General features: G+C 71.8%; 17 protein-coding genes and 1 riboswitch. Of the genes, 13 read left to right on the forward strand and 4 right to left on the reverse strand.

Annotated elements, in window-relative coordinates:
• Nucleotides 1-91: 91 nt before the first annotated feature.
• The 11 genes from HCN51_RS23005 (at nucleotide 92) to HCN51_RS23055 (ending at nucleotide 12,274) form a co-directional block, all read left to right on the forward strand.
• Nucleotides 92-505 carry a hypothetical protein gene (locus tag HCN51_RS23005; RefSeq protein WP_230466317.1) on the forward strand — a complete coding sequence of 138 codons (414 nt, stop codon included), beginning with the start codon at nucleotides 92-94 and terminating at the stop codon, nucleotides 503-505.
• A gap of 10 nt (nucleotides 506-515) precedes the next feature.
• Nucleotides 516-1,103: a phosphoribosylanthranilate isomerase gene (locus HCN51_RS23010; protein WP_168011537.1), complete on the forward strand. Its 588-nt coding sequence runs from the start codon at nucleotides 516-518 to the stop codon at nucleotides 1,101-1,103.
• Nucleotides 1,096-1,890 (forward strand): GNAT family N-acetyltransferase, encoded by a 795-nt coding sequence (locus HCN51_RS23015; protein WP_168011538.1) that lies wholly within the window; start codon nucleotides 1,096-1,098, stop codon nucleotides 1,888-1,890. The genes HCN51_RS23010 and HCN51_RS23015 overlap by 8 nt, the downstream gene beginning before the upstream one ends.
• Before the next feature lie 74 nt (nucleotides 1,891-1,964).
• A complete protein-coding gene (clsA, locus tag HCN51_RS23020; protein WP_168011539.1) occupies nucleotides 1,965-2,549 on the forward strand; it encodes a cardiolipin synthase ClsA in 585 nt (194 codons plus the stop codon).
• Between the two features lie 4 nt (nucleotides 2,550-2,553).
• Entirely contained in the window at nucleotides 2,554-5,070 is a 2,517-nt protein-coding gene (locus tag HCN51_RS23025; protein WP_080040280.1) for a mannose-1-phosphate guanyltransferase, read from the forward strand.
• 267 nt (nucleotides 5,071-5,337) lie between these two features.
• Nucleotides 5,338-5,850: a double zinc ribbon and FHA domain-containing protein gene (locus HCN51_RS23030; protein WP_080040279.1), complete on the forward strand. Its 513-nt coding sequence runs from the start codon at nucleotides 5,338-5,340 to the stop codon at nucleotides 5,848-5,850.
• A gap of 52 nt (nucleotides 5,851-5,902) precedes the next feature.
• A complete protein-coding gene (gene ftsR / locus HCN51_RS23035; protein ID WP_168011540.1) occupies nucleotides 5,903-6,556 on the forward strand; it encodes a transcriptional regulator FtsR in 654 nt (217 codons plus the stop codon).
• Nucleotides 6,557-6,688: 132 nt separating this feature from the next.
• Nucleotides 6,689-7,159: a bifunctional nuclease family protein gene (locus tag HCN51_RS23040; RefSeq protein WP_090771501.1), complete on the forward strand. Its 471-nt coding sequence runs from the start codon at nucleotides 6,689-6,691 to the stop codon at nucleotides 7,157-7,159.
• A gap of 147 nt (nucleotides 7,160-7,306) precedes the next feature.
• Nucleotides 7,307-7,927, forward strand: coding sequence for a MerR family transcriptional regulator (locus HCN51_RS23045; protein ID WP_155127945.1), 621 nt, complete (start codon nucleotides 7,307-7,309; stop codon nucleotides 7,925-7,927).
• Nucleotides 7,928-8,170: 243 nt separating this feature from the next.
• Nucleotides 8,171-8,271, forward strand: a riboswitch (glycine riboswitch).
• Nucleotides 8,272-8,453: 182 nt separating this feature from the next.
• On the forward strand, nucleotides 8,454-11,285 hold the full coding sequence (gcvP, locus tag HCN51_RS23050) for an aminomethyl-transferring glycine dehydrogenase (protein WP_168011541.1): 2,832 nt from the start codon (nucleotides 8,454-8,456) through the stop codon (nucleotides 11,283-11,285).
• 179 nt (nucleotides 11,286-11,464) lie between these two features.
• Complete coding sequence (locus HCN51_RS23055) at nucleotides 11,465-12,274, forward strand: tetratricopeptide repeat protein (protein ID WP_168011542.1); 810 nt, start codon at nucleotides 11,465-11,467, stop codon at nucleotides 12,272-12,274.
• 42 nt (nucleotides 12,275-12,316) lie between these two features.
• On the opposite strand, the gene HCN51_RS23060 is transcribed toward HCN51_RS23055, so the two are convergent.
• Nucleotides 12,317-12,652 (reverse strand): hypothetical protein, encoded by a 336-nt coding sequence (locus HCN51_RS23060; RefSeq protein WP_206067556.1) that lies wholly within the window; start codon nucleotides 12,650-12,652, stop codon nucleotides 12,317-12,319.
• 82 nt (nucleotides 12,653-12,734) lie between these two features.
• Here HCN51_RS23060 and HCN51_RS23065 point away from each other — a divergent pair, with 82 nt between their 5' ends.
• Entirely contained in the window at nucleotides 12,735-13,334 is a 600-nt protein-coding gene (locus HCN51_RS23065; protein ID WP_168011544.1) for an alpha/beta hydrolase family protein, read from the forward strand.
• A gap of 289 nt (nucleotides 13,335-13,623) precedes the next feature.
• On the opposite strand, the gene HCN51_RS23070 is transcribed toward HCN51_RS23065, so the two are convergent.
• Both HCN51_RS23070 and HCN51_RS23075 read right to left on the reverse strand, forming a co-directional pair.
• Nucleotides 13,624-13,815 (reverse strand): DUF5999 family protein, encoded by a 192-nt coding sequence (locus HCN51_RS23070; RefSeq protein ID WP_080040273.1) that lies wholly within the window; start codon nucleotides 13,813-13,815, stop codon nucleotides 13,624-13,626.
• Between the two features lie 203 nt (nucleotides 13,816-14,018).
• Complete coding sequence (locus HCN51_RS23075) at nucleotides 14,019-14,579, reverse strand: TetR/AcrR family transcriptional regulator C-terminal domain-containing protein (RefSeq protein WP_168011545.1); 561 nt, start codon at nucleotides 14,577-14,579, stop codon at nucleotides 14,019-14,021.
• Nucleotides 14,580-14,715: 136 nt separating this feature from the next.
• Between HCN51_RS23075 and HCN51_RS23080 the strand changes: the two genes are divergently transcribed.
• A complete protein-coding gene (locus HCN51_RS23080) occupies nucleotides 14,716-15,093 on the forward strand; it encodes a hypothetical protein (RefSeq protein WP_230466316.1) in 378 nt (125 codons plus the stop codon).
• A 672-nt stretch (nucleotides 15,094-15,765) separates the two neighbouring features.
• On the opposite strand, the gene HCN51_RS23085 is transcribed toward HCN51_RS23080, so the two are convergent.
• Nucleotides 15,766-17,127: an RNA polymerase sigma factor gene (locus tag HCN51_RS23085; protein WP_168011546.1), complete on the reverse strand. Its 1,362-nt coding sequence runs from the start codon at nucleotides 17,125-17,127 to the stop codon at nucleotides 15,766-15,768.
• Between the last annotated feature and the right edge of the window lie 46 nt (nucleotides 17,128-17,173).

Consider the following 17,173-nt stretch of genomic DNA (forward strand, 5'->3'; position numbering starts at 1 on the left):
CTGGGCTACCGGCGAGTCATCCGGCAGGGGGACGACCGCCGGCGGGGCCCGCCGCGAGCATGTGGTCCTTCACCTACAGGAAGGACCTTCCATGGCTCCCCACGACACCATGACCATGCCGAAGCCGGCGGGCCGCGTCTCCCCGGGCCTGCTCTACGGCCTGCGCGTCGCCGTCACCGCCCAGGCGGCGGCGCTGCTGGTGGCCGCCTCCTTCGCGGGGCAGGCGGTCGAGTCGCAGGCGATGAGCGAGACGCACGTCATGGCCGGCATGGTCGTGCACCTCGTCGCGCTCGTCCAGATCGTCCTGGCCGTGCTCGTCTGGCGGCCGGGGCGCGGCGCCGGCTGGCCCGCGCTGGCCAGCGTCGCGCTGTTCCTGGTCGGCGGGCTCCAGCACGTCACCTGGCTGTGGCTCGGGGCGCACGTGCCGACCGGGGTGACGCTGTTCGGGCTGATCGTCGCCGTGCTCGTCTGGGTGTGGTCACCGGCAGCCGCCCGCCGCCGCTAAGGTCGGAGATGTGTTTGTGAAGATCTGCGGGTTGAGCCAGGCCGAGCACGTGGCGACGGCGGTCGGGGCGGGCGCCGACGCGATCGGGTTCGTCATGACGCGCAGCCCGCGCCGCGTCACGCCCGAGCGGGCCGCCGAGCTGGCCGCCGAGGTGCCCGAGCACGTTCTCACCGTCGGCGTCTTCCGCGGGGAAGACCCTGAGACGGTCCGCGCGGCGGCGCTGGCTTCGGGCGTGCGCGCCGTCCAGCTGCACGGCCGGCACCCGCACGCCGACTTCACCGCGCTGAAAGACCTCGGGATCACCCTGATCAGGGCCGTCGACAACCAGGCCGACCTGCGGTGCGGCGCCTACGACGAAGACCTGCTGCTCGTCGACGCCCCGCACGCGGGCTCCGGCGAGCGGTGGGACTGGGGCGCGGTGCGCGGCCGGGCCTCCGGCCGGTGGATGCTGGCGGGCGGCCTGGCCCCCGGCAACGTGCGCGAGGCGATCGAGGCCGCCGCCCCGTGGGGGGTCGACGTGTCCAGCGGCGTGGAGAGCGCGCCGGGCGTCAAGGACTCCCGCCTGATCGAGGAGTTCCTGCGGAGCGTCCGTGGATGAGCTGTTCCGCGGGCCGGCTCTCGGCCGCGGCGGCGCGGCGGCGGACCTGGCGCGGGCGCTGGCCTTCCTCCAGGAGTTCGCGCGGCGCAGGGCGCCCGTGGTGGTGCCGGTGGCAGGCGGGTTCGGGGTGCTCGACGATCGGTTCCCCGGCTCGTACGACGACAACAAGCTCGTCGTCACGGCGGCCGAGGCGGAGCCGGAGCGGCTGATCGCGGCGGCCGAGGAGGTGCTGTCCGGGCGCGAGCACCGGCTCGTCTGCGTCGACGACGACCGCCTCGGCACCGCGTGCGCGCCCGCGTTCGCGGCGGCCGGCTACGAGCACGAGACGAACCTCGTCATGGTCTTTCGCGGCCAGATCCCGCACGGCGCGCCCCCGGCCGAGCGGCTGGGTCCGGCGGAGCTGGAGCCGGTGCTGCGGCGCGACTGGCGCCGCACGCTGCCGCAGGCCCCCGACGAGGTGATCGACGGGCTCGCCAGGCGCGTGGAGTCCCGGCTGCGCGGCGCCGACCAGGTGGGCTTCCGCGCCGTGCGGGCCCCGTCCGGCGACATCGCCGCCCGCGCCGACCTGTACGCGCAGGGCGGGGTCGCGCAGATCGAGAGCGTCTTCACCGGCGAGGAGCACCGGGGCAGGGGCTACGCGCGGGCCCTGATGGAAGCGCTGCTGGCCGAGGCCGCCGGCGCCGAACTGATCTTCCTGGTGGCCGACGCGGCCGACTGGCCCCGCCACTTCTACGCCAGGCTCGGCTTCGAGGAGGTCGGCCGCACCCACGCGTTCCTGCGCACCTGACCCCGAGCCCCTCTGGCCGCAGGAGGCACGGGACGCGAGCGCTGCCGCGCAGTTCCACGCAGTAGGGTCTGCTCGTGAGCGAAACTTCCGCCGAGGACCGGATCTGGACGGTTCCTAACCTGCTGAGCTTCCTGCGTCTCCTGGGCGTCCCCGTGTTCCTCTGGCTGGTTCTCGTGCCCCAGGCGGACGGCTGGGCCATCGGCGTGCTGGCGGTGGCCGGTTTCACGGACTGGCTCGACGGAAAGATCGCCCGGGCGTTCAACCAGACCAGCAGGCTCGGCCGGCTCATCGACCCGGCGGCGGACAAGCTCTACGTCTTCGCCACGATCTTCGCGCTCCTGCTGCGGGAGGTCATCCCGTGGTGGCTGGTCGTGGTGATCCTGAGCCGCGAACTCTTGGTCGCGAGTTCCTTCCCCGTACTTCGCAAATACGGGTATAAGGCACTTCAAGTGCATTTCCTGGGCAAGGCCGCCATGTTCAACCTCATGTACGCCTTCCCTCTCCTCTTCCTTGCCTCCCACTCTGGGTGGTATGCCGAAATAGCCCGGATTGTCGGGTGGGCGTTCGCGCTCTGGGGAACAGGCCTGTACTGGTGGGCGGGGGTGCTGTATGTGGTACAGGTGCGCCAACTCGTAACCGCGGCCAAGCTGAAGGGGTGATCGGGTGAAGGCGGTCGTCATGGCGGGCGGGGAGGGCACTCGGCTACGACCGATGACCGCCAACCAGCCCAAACCCCTGCTCCCGGTGGCCAACCGTCCGATCATGGAGCACGTGCTGCGCCTGCTCAAGCGGCACGGCGTCACCGAGACGGTGGTGACGCTGCAGTTCCTGGCCGCGCTCGTGCGCAACTACTTCGGCGACGGCGACGAGCTGGGCATGAGCCTCCAGTACGCCACCGAGGACGTGCCCCTCGGCACCGCCGGCAGCGTCAAGAACGCCGCCGACCGCCTCCGCGACGACCGATTCCTGGTGATCTCCGGAGATGCCCTGACGGATATTGATTTATCCGACATGATCCGTTTTCACCGGGAAAATGGGGCTCTCGTGACGATCGGCCTCAAGCGCGTCCCGAACCCCCTCGAATTCGGCATCATCATCGTCGACGACGAAGGCCGCGTGCAGCGCTTCCTGGAGAAGCCCACCTGGGGCCAGGTCTTCTCCGACACCGTCAACACCGGCATCTACGTCATGGAACCCGAGGTCCTCGACGCGGTCGCGACCGGCGAGCCCGTCGACTGGTCCTCCGACGTCTTCCCCGCCCTCCTCGAACGCGGCGCCGCCATCTACGGCTACGTCGCCGACGGCTACTGGGAGGACGTCGGCACCCACGACAGCTACCTCAAGGCCCAGGCCGACGCCTTATCGGGCAAGGTCGAGCTGGACGTCGGCGGTTTCGAGCTCTCCCCGGGCGTCTGGGTCGCCGACTCCGCCTCCGTGGACCCCGACGCCGTCCTCAAGGGCCCCCTGCTCATCGGCGACTACGCCAAGGTGGAGGCGGGCGCCGAGCTGCGCGAGTACACCGTCCTCGGCAACAACGCGGTCGTGCGCGAGGGCGCGTTCCTGCACCGCGCCGTCGTCCACGACAACGTCTACCTCGGCCCCGGCGCCCACCTGCGCGGCTGCGTCATCGGCAAGAGCACCGACGTGATGGCCGGCGCCCGCATCGAGGAGAACGCGATCATCGGCGACGAATGCGTCATCGAGGCCGAGGCGTACGTCTCCAGCGGGGTCAAGGTCTACCCGTTCAAGACCATCGAGGCCGGCGCGGTCGTCAACACCAGCGTCATCTGGGAGTCGCGCGGCCAGCGCAACCTGTTCGGCCCGCGCGGGGTCAGCGGCCTGGTGAACGTCGAGATCACCGCCGAGCTGTGCGTGCGCCTGGCCAGCGCGTACGCCACCACCCTCAGGAAGGGCGAGTACGTCGTCACCTCCCGCGACTGCTCCCTGGCCGCCAGGGCGCTCAAGCGGGCCGTCATCGGCGCGCTCACCGCGGGCGCCATCAACGTCCTCGACCTGGAGGCCGCGCCGCTGCCCGTCACCCGCTTCCACACCGCGCGCGAGTCGGCCGCCGGCGGCATCGCGCTGCGCACCACCCCGGGCGACCCGCAGAGCGTGGACATCGTCATCATGGACGACCGCGGCGCCGACCTGCCGCCGGCCGCGCAGCGCAAGCTGGAGCGGGTCTTCTCCCGCCAGGAGTTCCGCCGCGCCTTCCCCGGCGAGATCGCCGAGCTGGCCTATCCCTCCAGGGTCTTCGAGAGCTACACCCACGAGCTGCTGCGCAACGTCGGCGTCGAGGGCGTGCGCGACATGAAGGTCGTCGTGGACTGCGCCGGCGGCACGTCCTCGCTGGTGCTGCCCACCCTGCTCGGCCGGCTCGGCGTCGAGGTGCTCACCGTCAACGCCCGCCTCGACGACGTCTCGCCCACCGAGACGCTCGCCGAGCGCCGCCGCGACCTGCAGCGCCTGTCGGAGCTGGTCAGCAGCTCGCGGGCGGCGTTCGGGGTGCGCTTCGACCCGGTCGGCGAGCGCATCGCCCTGGTGGACGAGAAGGGCCAGCTCATCAGCGAGGAACGGGCGCTGCTCGTCGTGCTCGACCTGGTCGCCGCCGAGCGCAGGGGCGGCCAGGTGGCGCTGCCGGTGACCACGACGCGCGTCGCCGAGCAGGTGTGCCGCTTCCACGGCGTGCAGGTGCAGTGGACCTCCACCGCCCAGGACGCCCTCACCTCCGCCGCCGCCGGCCCCGACATGATCTTCGCGGCCGACGGGCGCGGCGGGTTCGTCGTGCCGGAGTTCAGCCCCGCCATCGACGGGCTGGCCGCGTTCATCCGGCTGCTCGGCCTGGTCGCCCGCACCCGGCTCTCGCTCAGCCAGATCGACGCGCGTATCCCCGAGGTCAAGCTGCTCAAACGCACCGTGCCCACGCCGTGGGCCACCAAGGGCGCCGTCATGCGCTCGGTCATCGAGGCGGCCGAGGCGGAGGCCTCCGCCGCCGAGCAGGGGCAGCGCATCGACACCACCGACGGCGTGCGGGTGACCCGCGACGACGGGAGCTGGGTGCTGGTGCTGCCCGCCGCCGCCGAGCCCGTCACGGACCTGTGGGCCGAGGCCGCGGACATGGACGGCGCGCAGGCCCTCATCGAACGCTGGGCCCGGATCGTGGAACAGGCCGCGGGGTGATACTGTCACACGCTGTGATCGGAAAGGGTTTGCCGAAGATGTGCCCAGGGAGTGCCGCAAGATCGTAATGTAGAAACGCGCGGCGGCATGGACCACGGGGCGGGGGCGGCGGTAACTTTGTCTGCGTCCAAACCAACGTGCAGCGCCCCGCCTTGACCTTTGCCGCTGATCAGCGTAAGTTGCGGCATTCGCAAACGTGAAAAAGCGAAGCGAGGCGCGCCCTGAGCACCGTCGCCGCGTCTTCGCGGTAGGAGGCCGAGCCGATCGATGCCGAGCGTCTACTGCACGCAGTGCGGGCACGCCAACCCCGAGGATGCCCGTTTCTGTTCCCGCTGTGGGTCACCGCTGACCAGACCCGAGGTCTCCGGGGACACCACATCGACGATCTCCGTCGCGGGAATCGAGGCGTACGAGGCTGAGACAGGCGACATGCTCCTGGCCGAGCGGGCGCTGGTCGAGCAGCTGCCGCCCGGCACGGCGTTGCTCACGGTGACCAGGGGCCCCAACCAGGGCAGCCGATTCCGGCTCGACAAGGACCTGACCACCACCGGGCGGCACCCCGAGAGCGACATCTTCCTCGACGACATCACGGTCTCCCGCCGGCACGTCGAGTTCTACCGCCACCGCGGCGGCCAGTTCTCCGTGCGCGACGTAGGCAGCCTCAACGGCACCTACGTCAACCGGGAGCGCATCGAGGAGGTTCCTCTGCACTCCGGAGACGAGGTGCAGATCGGCAAGTTCCGCCTTCTCTTCCTGATGCGGGGCAACTCCGGCGCATGAGCGGGCGCAGTGAGCGACTCACGGAGACGGGCGGCCGTCGGCGGGAGGCGGCATGAGCTCCCAGGCGGCCCGCTCGCACATGAGCATCGGCGAGGTGCTCGCGCTCTTGCAGGGCGAGTTCCCCGACGTGACGATCTCGAAGATCAGGTTCCTGGAGGGCGAGGGCCTGATCGAGCCCGAGCGCAGCCCGTCCGGCTACCGCAAGTTCACCCACCTGCACGTGGAGCAGCTGCGCTTCATCCTCACCGAGCAGCGTGACCACTACCTGCCGCTGCGGGTGATCAAGGACCGGATGGCCGAGAGCTTCGGCCGCCCGCGCGCGCTGCAGCAGCCGCAGGAGACCAGGCTCAGCCGGGCCGAGCTGCTGGAGGCCGCCGGCATCGACGAGGAGACCCTCGCCGAGCTGGAGGACTACGGCCTGCTCGCCCCCGTGGCCAGGCGCTACGACGAGGAGGCGCTCAAGGTGGCCCGCACCGTGGGCGCCCTGGCCCGCTTCGGCCTGCACGCCCGCCACCTGCGGGCGGTCAAGGCGGCGGCCGAGCGGGAGGCCGGGCTCGTCGAGCAGACGGTCGCCCCCATACTCAAACGGCGCCGCCCGGGAGCCATCGGCGAGGCCGACGAGGTCGCCAGAGAGCTGTCCACGCTGCTGCTCGACCTGCACGCGTCCCTGCTGCGCACAGGGGTCCGATCGGTGCTAGGGCGTTGAGACCGTAGCGAGCTGGGAGGCGGAGGCACATTCCAGGCCCCCCGGGTGTTACGTTGAATTGCGAAGCCAAGTCAGCAGAAGCGATGATCGAAGAGCTGTGCCGGGTGACCGGTCAGGAATACGGAGCAGCCCGTGTTGCAGATGGAGGTCGTGGGCGTACGAGTTGAAATGCCCACAAATCAGCCGATCGTCTTGCTCAAGGAGGCACACGGGGAGCGGTTCCTTCCTATATGGATTGGCATGACCGAAGCCACGGCCATCGCGCTGGCCCAGGCGGAGGAGCCCCCGCCGCGGCCGCTCACCCACGACCTCTTCCGAGACGTGCTGAGCGCCCTGGGTGTCGGCCTGCGCGCGGTCAACATCGTCGCCCTGCGCGACGGCATCTTCTTCGCCGATCTGGTGTTCTCCAACGGCGTGGAGGTGAGCGCGCGGCCGTCCGACTCGATCGCGCTCGCCCTGCGCACCGGGGCGCGCATCTTCGCCAGCGAGGAGGTCGTCCAGGAGGCCGGGGTGATCATCCCGGACGACCAGGAGGACGAGGTGGAGAAGTTCAGGGAGTTCCTTGACACGATCACTCCCGAGGACTTCGGCAGGGCGGGGTAGGTATTTCAGTGCATTTACGCTTCACGACGCGCCGAGCCGGATCGTTGACTGTGCCTGGTCACGGTCCTACGGTGCAAGTGAAACCCGTGGTCGCCCTTTATGAACCCCCAGATCAGGCCACGGGATGAGAGAAAGCCGGAGGTCCGCGTGGCGGTCAGCAGCGGCGAGGGAAAGACGGCCGGCCAGGAAGATCCGGTGCGGCGCGAGAGCGCGCGGCAGCGTGCCGGGGAGCAGGGCCTGCTCTTCGACGAGCAGCCGACGACGCTGCCGGGCGACATCGGATACCGCGGGCCGACGGCCTGCGCCGCGGCCGGCATCACCTACAGGCAGCTCGACTACTGGGCCCGCACGGGCCTCGTGGAGCCCACCATCAGGGCGGCGCACGGGTCGGGCTCCCAGCGGCTCTACAGCTTCCGCGACATCCTGGTGCTCAAGGTCGTCAAGCGGCTCCTCGACACCGGGGTGTCGCTGCAGCAGATCCGCACGGCCGTGCAGCACCTGCGTGACCGCGGGGTCGCCGACCTCGCGCAGATCACGCTCATGAGCGACGGCGTCAGCGTCTACGAGTGCACCTCAGCCGACGAGGTGATCGACCTGCTCCAGGGCGGCCAGGGCGTGTTCGGCATCGCGCTCGGGCGGGTCTGGCGAGAGGTCGAGGGCTCCCTCGCGGAGCTGCCGGGGGAACGCGCGGCGGTCGAGGACACCGTCCCGGCCGATCACCCCGCTGACGAGCTGGCCCGCAGGCGCCGCGCCCGGCGCACCGGCTGAAACGGCTTGCGCACCGCCTGAAACGGCTTGCGCACTGCGTGAAACGGCTTCGCGCCCCGCACCACCCGGCCGAGCCCCCTCCTGAATCCGGCGCCGCCCGCCCGGCGCCCAGGGTTCCCCGTACCCCCGCTCACCTTGCACCGTCGCATCCGTGTGCCTCGAAGCCGGCTCGAGCGTGGCCGGAAGCGGGTCCAATGACCGGTTATCGGGGGCTACCGTAGTAATCTAGGACAGCAAGGCTGACGACCCCGTGCGGGAGAGTCCCCGGGCACCAGACGGTCCCGGGGCGCCGAAGGAGCAACCCTCCCCGGAATCTCTCAGGCATCCAGTACCGCTCGGGCGAGGCAACTCTGGAAAGCAGGCGCACCCGCCAGGCGCGCCTCACCGACGGTGCAAGCCCCACCGGGGGTGAAGCTCTCAGGTCGTGGCGCCGACGCAGGTGACGGGGCCGCGCTGACAGAGGGGGAGACCCGGCACTCGCCCGCGCCCTGGCGCCGGTCTCCATAAGCCTCGGGAGGCACACCCCATGACCGACCTGTCAGCTCCGCCGTTCTCGTCCAGGCACATCGGCCCGTCGGAGTCCGAGCAGCAGCGCATGCTCGAGGCCGTGGGCTTCGAATCCGTCGCGGACCTGGTCGCGGTGGCCGTGCCCGAGGCGATCAGGGCCAAGGACAAGCTCAAGCTGCCCGCCGCCATCGGCGAGGCCGAGGCCATCGCCGAGCTGCGCGCCCTGGCCGGGCGCAACCGCGTGCTCACCTCCATGATCGGCCTGGGCTACTACGACACCGTCACCCCCGGCGTCATCCGGCGCAACGTGCTGGAGAACCCGGGCTGGTACACCGCCTACACGCCGTACCAGCCGGAGATCTCGCAGGGCCGCCTGGAGGCGCTGCTGAACTTCCAGACGGTCGTCTCCGACCTCACCGGCCTGCCCGTCGCCGGCGCGTCCCTGCTGGACGAGGGCACCGCCGCCGCCGAGGCCATGACGCTCGCGCGCCGGGCCGGCAAGTCCAAGAGCGACGTGTTCGTCGTGGACGCCGACGCGCTGCCCCAGACCAAGGCCGTGCTGGCCACCCGCGCCGAGCCGCTCGGCATCACGCTCGTCGAGCACGACCTCGACGGCGACCTGCCCGAGTGCTTCGGGCTGCTCGTGCAGTACCCCGGCGCCTCCGGGCGGCTGCGCGACTTCCGCGCCGTGGCCGCCGCCGCGCACGAGGCCGGCGCGCTCGTGGTGGCCGCCGCCGACCTGCTCGCGCTGACGCTGGTCGCCGCCCCCGGCGAGCTCGGCGCCGACATCGCCGTCGGCTCCTCGCAGCGGTTCGGGGTGCCGTTCGGGTTCGGCGGGCCGCACGCCGCCTACATGTCCGTACGCGAGGGGCTGCAGCGCCAGCTCCCCGGCCGCCTGGTCGGCGTGTCCGTCGACGCCGACGGCGACCCCGCCTACCGCCTGGCCCTGCAGACCCGTGAGCAGCACATCCGCCGCGAGAAGGCCACCAGCAACATCTGCACCGCCCAGGTGCTGCTCGCCGTCATCGCGAGCATGTACGCCGTCTACCACGGCCCCGACGGGCTGCGCGGCATCGCCCACCGGGTGCACCGCTACGCCACCGCCCTGGCCGAGGGGCTGCGCGGCGCCGGCGTGGAGGTCGTGCACGGCGAGTTCTTCGACACCGTCCTCGCCCGCGTCCCCGGCAGGGCCGCCGCCGTCGTGGCCGCCGCCGCCGAGCAGGGCGTCAACCTGTGGCAGGTGGACGACGACCACGTCTCCATCGCCTGCGACGAGAAGACCGGCGCCGCCGAGGTGGCCAAGGTCTGGGCCGCGTTCGGGGTGAGCGGCGTCGAGGCCGACCCCGAGAACGCCCCCGACGCGCTGCCGTCCGCGCTGCTGCGCGAGACCCCGTACCTGACGCACCCCGTCTTCCACAGCCACCGCTCCGAGACCGCGATGCTGCGCTACCTGCGCAGGCTCCAGGACAAGGACATCGCGCTGGACCGCTCGATGATCCCGCTCGGCTCCTGCACCATGAAGCTGAACGCGACCACCGAGATGGAGCCGATCACCTGGCCGGAGTTCGCCGCGATCCACCCGTACGCGCCGGCCGAGCAGACCGAGGGCTACCGGGAGCTGATCGGCACGCTGGAGGGCTGGCTGGCCGAGGTGACCGGCTACGACGCCGTCTCCATCCAGCCGAACGCCGGCTCGCAGGGCGAGTTCGCCGGGCTGCTGGCCATCCGCGCCTACCACCGGGCCAACGGCCAGGGCGAGCGCGACGTGTGCCTCATCCCGTCCTCCGCCCACGGCACGAACGCCGCCAGCGCCGTCATGGCAGGCATGCGCGTCGTGGTCGTGGCCTGCGACGACGACGGCAACGTGGACCTGGCCGACCTCGACGCCAAGATCGAAAAGCACCGGGACGCGCTGGCCGCGATCATGGTGACGTACCCGTCCACGCACGGCGTGTACGAGGAGACCATCACCGAGGTGTGCGCCAAGGTGCACGACGCCGGCGGCCAGGTGTACGTCGACGGCGCCAACCTCAACGCCCTCGTCGGCCTGGCCAAGCCGGGCGAGTTCGGGGCCGACGTCTCCCACCTCAACCTGCACAAGACGTTCTGCATCCCGCACGGCGGCGGCGGCCCCGGCGTCGGCCCGGTCGCCGTCCGCGCCCACCTGGCCGCCTACCTGCCCGGCCACCCGCTGCACGACGGCACCCCCGTCGGCCCCGTCGCCGCCGCCCCCTACGGCTCGGCCGGCATCCTGCCGATCTCGTGGGCGTACGTCAGGATGATGGGCGCCGACGGCCTCACCGCCGCCACCGAGCAGGCCATCCTGTCGGCCAACTACCTGGCCAGGCGCCTGGCCCCGCACTACCCCGTGCTCTACACCGGCCGCGGCGGCCTGGTCGCGCACGAGTGCATCGTGGACCTGCGCCAGATCACCAAGGAGACCGGCGTCACCGTGGACGACGTGGCCAAGCGCCTCATCGACTACGGCTTCCACGCGCCCACCATGTCGTTCCCCGTCGCCGGGACCCTCATGATCGAGCCCACCGAGAGCGAGGACCTGGGCGAGCTCGACCGGTTCGTGGACGCCATGATCGCCATCCGCGGCGAGATCGCCAAGGTGGCCTCCGGCGAGTACGACAAGACCGACAACCCGCTGCGCAACGCCCCGCACACGGCCGAGGCGGTCACCGCCGACGAGTGGCCGCACCCGTACAGCCGCTCCGAGGCCGCCTACCCGCTGCCGTCGCTGCGCGAGGGCAAGTACTGGGTGCCGGTGCGCCGCATCGACCAGGCCTACGGCGACCGCAACCTGGTGTGCTCCTGCCCGCCCCTCGAGGCGTACGAGGACTGATCCCCGACACGCGCGGGGCGCGCACACCGCGCCCCGCTTGCCCGGAAATGCGTCGCGGCAGCTCCGGGCACGCGGGACGCCCGGGGCGCGGGATCCGGCCAGTCCTTCACCGTCAAGTGAGCAGACATGATCGCCAATAGTCGTTAGGCTCGGTGCGACCGCCGCCCCAAGGAGCTCCCTTGACGTCCTCTGAGCTGGAGACCCCGCCCCTCGACACCGCCCGCCGGCTGGCCGAGCGCGGTGACCTCGAAGCCGCCGCCCGCATCCTGGGCGAGCTGGCCGCCGACCCCGACGGGCCCGACCGGGCACAGGCCGCCGTCGGGCTCGCCGTGGTGCTCGACCAGCGCGGCGACGCCGACGGCGCCCGGGCCGCCGCCAGGGCCGCGCTGGCCACCGGCCACCCCGAGTACGCCGCGCAGGCCGCCTGCCACCTCGCGCAGGGGTTCGAGCGGGAGGGCCGCGACGAGCAGGCCAGGGGCGCCTGGCAGGCCGTGCTCGGCGTCGGCACCGCCGCCTACGTGCCGCTCGCCCACCTTGCCCTCGCCCGGCTCGCCGTCCGCTCGGAGCACCTGGAGGAGGCGGAGAAGGAGTTCCGCGCCGCCATGGACACCGGCGCGCGGGGCGGCGACGAACGCGTCGGCGCGCAGGCCGCGGCCGAGCTCGCCGAGCTGATGATGGAGCACGGGGAGCCAGGAGCGGCCGCCGAGGTGCTCCTCGACGCCCTGGAGTTCGCGCCCGGAGACGAGGTGCCCGCGCTGCGGGTCCGGCTCGGCATCGCGCACCTGGAGCTGGCCTGCGCCGAGTTCGCCGAGAGCGTCGAGGGCGGGGCCGACGCGCAGACGAGCGCCCTGGCGATCGAGCTGCTCGCCCGCACGCTGCCGCTGCGCGGCCGCGACGAGGACGCGGGGCGGGTGTGGTCGTACGGGCTGGAGCACGAGGACGAGACCCTGGCCGCCGAGGTACGCCTGCGCTTCCACCGCGACACCTGACCCGCGGCTCCCTCCTCAGCCCGTCGCGGTCCTCCGAGAGGGTCAGGAGCGTCGCATGATCGCGACCGCGGCCGCCACGTTGATCACCACGATCGCCATCCAGGCCACCAGCAGCCCGGCTCCGCCCGCGCTGGCCGCCACCGCCGTCAGCGGCACGCCGATGCCCAGCGAGCCCAGAGCGATCGGGACCATCGGATGGCGGCGCGGGGCGGATCGTACGGGGTCGTGATGGTCCAGCTCGGCCCGCACCCGAGCGGCGATCGTGGCGTCGAGCCGCTCCACGAACGAGTCGATGAGCGCGCTCTCGTACTCCGGACCCAGATCTCGACGAGCGTCGAGCGTAGCCTGTAGATCATCCCGGAGGCGTTTGTCTGGCATAGAGGACATCATCCCTGCTGAGCGGCGCGCCGTCATCCGCCCTGAGGGCTAGGGGCCGCTCCTCCCCAGGTACGGTGCTGCCATGCAGGTGATGACCCCGAGAGGGCCGGCGCTGGTGGAGATCGACGAGGCCGCCGCGGACCCGCGGCTGCTGCTGGTGCTGACCCACGGCTCGGCCGGGAGCGTCGACGCTCCTGACCTGCTGGCCGTACGGGACGCCGCGCTCGCCGCCGGGGCCACCGTGGCCAGGGTGACGCAGGCGTTCAGGGTGGCGGGGGCGCGGGCGCCGGGCTCTCCGGCCAAGCAGGACGAGGCGTGGGAGATCGTCCTGGGCGAGCTGCGCGCCGGCCGGGAGCGGCTGCCCCTCGTGCAGGGCGGGCGGAGCAACGGGGCGCGGGTGGCGTGCCGCACGGCCAAGGCGGTCGGCGCGGCTGCCGTGGTGGCGCTGGCCTTCCCCCTGCACCCGCCGGGCAAGCCGGAACGTTCCCGCGCCGACGAGCTGCGGGGCGCCGGGGTGGACGTGCTGGTGGTGAACGGCGACCGCGACCCGTTCGGGATCCCCGACGCGGCGGACGCGGCACGGCTGGTCGTGCTGCCGGGGGAGAACCACGACCTCAAGCGCGACCCCGCCAAGGTGGGCGAGGTCGTCACCGACTGGATCATGCGCTACGCGGAGCCGTGACGGCGGCCTCCGTTACGCCCGGTGCGGCTCTGTGGCGCGGCACCGGGGCGGACCTGCCGCCACTCGCGCGGGGCGAGCGCGCCGCCGCTCGTGCGGCTGGTCGCTTGAGAGCCCGCCCCACTCGCGCGAGTTGCGGGCGGCTGCTCGCCTGAGGCGAGCCTGCCGCTGCTCGCGTGAGGGAAGCCCGCCACTACCGCCGCGGCCTCTGGGCGGCTCATGCGGCTCTTGGGTGGCCAGGGCGGTGGCCTCTAGGTGCGGGCGGGCCGGGTGTGGCTGCTCGCCGTGGTGGTCAGGCGGCACCGACCACGGGGCGGTGCGGGGCGATGGCGGTGCCGCTGGGCAGGAGCTCGCCGGTGTCCTCGAACAGGACGACTCCGTTGCAGAGCAAACTCCACCCCTGCTCGGGGTGGCAGGCGAGGGTGCGTGCCGCCTCGCGGTCCGGCGCCTCGGCATCCGGACAGGCCGGGTCGTGCGGGCACATCGGCGTGCCTCCGATATCTCGTAAGGGTTCGCTCCCGTTCTGGAGGGGCGGGAGCCTGCTCGGTAGTTGTGCTGGCAAGTGTGCGACGTATGTCACTCGTTCCGACATAGCCCGTTCGGACTGTTACAGGAGGATCCCCGGATCGTGTGACCTTCGACACAGCGTGCCTTATGCAGGATAACGGGCCAAGCGCGACACGCGCATCACGTTTGCAATCCCTTGAGAAGAGCGTCGAGTCCGCGCTCGAAGTCCAAATCGGCTCTTTCGTCCCGTCTGACCCATTCATCAACTTCCGGGTCGGCCCAGCCGGATTGCTGTACCTCGACCGCCACGCTCCCGAACACGAACGCCCGCAGCGCCCGCACGGCCTCCGCGGCGCTCTCCAGGCCCCCGTCGGCGAGCTGCTCGACCTGCTCCCTGATCGCGAGCGCCGTGGCGCCCTTGGGCGGCTTGGTCAGCGCCAGCGCCAGGACGCCCGGATGGTCGCGCAGCAGCTCCCTGCTGGCCCGGCACCACGCCTTGGCCGTCTCCTGCCAGGTGGGGCCCTGCTCGACGTGCACGGCCGTGACGTGCTCGGCCAGGGCGTCCATCAGCGCCTCCTTGCCCCGGGGCAGGTGGTGGTAGATGGCCATCGCCTCCACCTGGAGGGCGTCGCCCAGCCGGCGCATCGTGAGCCTGCGCAGGCCCTGGCTGTCGGCGATGTGGAGCGCGGCCTCGATGATGCGCTCGCGGGACAGGGGCACCGGCGGTCTCTTGGCGGGCATGGTGATCATCTTACTATGTAAAGGCGCTCGCTCCGGGGCGATTTCCGCCCGTGTCGCGCGACGGCGTACGCTAGGCGGTTGAACGAGTACCGACAGCTTTGAAAGGGCCGGGTCGATGGCGTTTTTCCGTCCGCGGGTGAGCCGGGAGGCAGAGGTCCGCTACCACGCGGACCAGGAGATCTCCAAGAGCTTCCCCGAGTTGCTCGACAAGGCCAGGCAGGCCGAGCAGACACTGCGTGAGCTGCGCGCCGCCGGGGCCGACGAGATCGAGCTGCTCGCGGCCGGGCGGGCGTTCGACAAGGCGCTCACCGAGGCCCTGAGGGCCGCCGAGGCGGGGCAGCGGGCCACGTTCGGGGTCAAGGCCTACGACGACCGGATCGCCCGCCGCAAGGCCAAGGCGACGCCGGCGGGGGCCATGTGGACGGCCGAGGTCGAGCGGCTGCGCACCCTCCGCGAGGACAACCGCCTGTGGGGCATCCCGCGCGTCCCGCGCCCGTTGCCCGCCACCGCCTGACCAGCCAGGCAACTCACCCGCCCCAGACGACGGCCCGCCCTCCGAGGGCGGCCCGTTCCGCGACAGCGCGCCGCGTGAGGCGGTGCATGCCATGTGTGGCGGTGCATGCCATGGCGGTGCATGCCACGTACGGCGCAGCGTGCCACGTGTGGGCGGTGCGTGCCAGTGAGGCGGCTCCCCGCAAGAGGGCGCGTCTCCTGCGGGTGTCCGCTCCGAGAGGAGGCGCCCTCGCCGCGGCGTGCCTTGGTGGGGGCGTGCCTCACGTGAGACGACGCGTCTCCTGAGGCGACGCGCCACGCCGCGCGCCGTGCCTCCTGCGAGGGCGCACCCGTGACGGCGCCGCGCCTCCTGCGAGGGGCGCGCCTGTGACGGTGGCACGCGCCCGTGTGGCGGTGTGCCCGTGACGGCGGCGCTCGCCCGTGTGACGGCGCGCCCGTGCGATTGCGTGGCTCCTGCGGTGACGCGCCTCCCAAGCAGTGTGCTGTCCCAGGTGAGGTGCCCTTGCCGTGGTGCGCCTCCGCGCGAACGGTGCGCCGTCCGGGACGAGGTGCTCTTGCTGCCGTGCGTCGTCTCCCTGCGACGGCGGACCCTCGAAAGACGAGAGCCCCGGCGCCGATGGGAGGTGCCGGGGGTCGCGTGTTTTCGGGCCCGGCCGAGGGGCCGGGCATGGGGTCAGCTGGCCCAGTCGAGCAGCGGACGGGTGTTGCTCGGGTGGCGGAGCTTGGACAGCGACTCCTTCTCGAGCTGCCGGATCCGCTCCCGGGTCAGCCCCAGGTGCTTGCCGATCTCGTCGAGGGTGTGCGGCTTGCCGTCCACCAGGCCGAAGCGCAGCGCCATGATCTTCGACTCGCGGGGCGAGAGGTTGTCGAGCACGCCCCGGAGCTGGTCGCCCAGGAGCTGGCGGTCGACGATCTCGGACGCCTCGGGGGAGTCGACGTCCTCGATGAGGTCGCCGATCGTGGTCTCGCCGTCCTCGCCGATCGTCGCGTTCAGCGAGATGGGCTGGCGGCTGGTGCGCAGCAGCTCCTCGATCTGGTCGGGGGTCTTGTCGAGCTCGACGGCCAGTTCCTCGGGCGTGGGCTCGCGGCCGAGGCGCTGGTGCATGTCGCGCTCGACCCGCGACAGCTTGGAGAGCATCTCCAGGACGTGCACGGGCAGCCGGATCGTGCGGGCCGAGTCGGCGAAGCCGCGCTGGATGGCCTGCCTGATCCACCACATGGCGTACGTGGAGAACTTGAAGCCCTTGGTGTAGTCGAACTTCTCCACGGCCCTGATCAGCCCGAGGTTGCCCTCCTGGACGACGTCCAGCAGCGACATGCCGCGGTCGGTGTACTTCTTGGCGACCGAGACCACGAGCCGCAGGTTGGCCTCCAGCATGTGGTCCTTGGCCTGCCGGCCGTCCTCGACCACGAGGTGCAGGTCCTCCTGGACGGACGGGGGCAGGTCGGGCTGGGTCTCCAGCTTGTACTCGGCGTACAGTCCGGCCTCGATGCGCCGGGCCAGCTCGACCTCCTGGGCGGCGGTGAGCAGGGTGCGGCGGCCGATGGACTTGAGGTAGGTGTGCACGGAGTCGCCCATGACGGACTGCGTGTCGTCGAGGTCGAGCGGCTCGTTGTCCAGCTCCGCGTCCTCGCTCAGGACGAGGTCGTCGGGGACGTCCTCCTCGTGCTCGGGCTTGGCCTCGGGCGGCGTCACGGCCTTGGCGGCGGCGGCGGTTCCGCTGGGAGCGGAGGTTTTTGCCTCGCCGGCCTTGCGGCCGGTAGTCTTTGCCCGCGAGGTCGTCTTCTTGGCGGTGGCCGGCTTCTTCTGGGTCTTCTTCGGGGCGGTGGTGCTGAGAGACGGCTCGTTCTCGGCGGCCAGGCTCACGCCGGCCTCTGACAGCTCACGCAGGATCGTGCGGCCTTCAGAGGGGCTGATGCCGGCCTCGGCGAATGCGTCACGCAGCTCCGCCAGAGAAAGGTGACCCTGGGCTCGCCCTCGTTCAATCAGCTGGTCGAGAGTTGCGGGTGGGGTCGCCACGGCGGTTCTGGGCATGAGGACACCTCCTCCGTACGGAGTGGAAGCGATCAGGCAGGTTGTG

Source organism: Nonomuraea composti (assembly GCF_012034275.1).
Lineage (GTDB): Bacteria > Actinomycetota > Actinomycetes > Streptosporangiales > Streptosporangiaceae > Nonomuraea > Nonomuraea composti.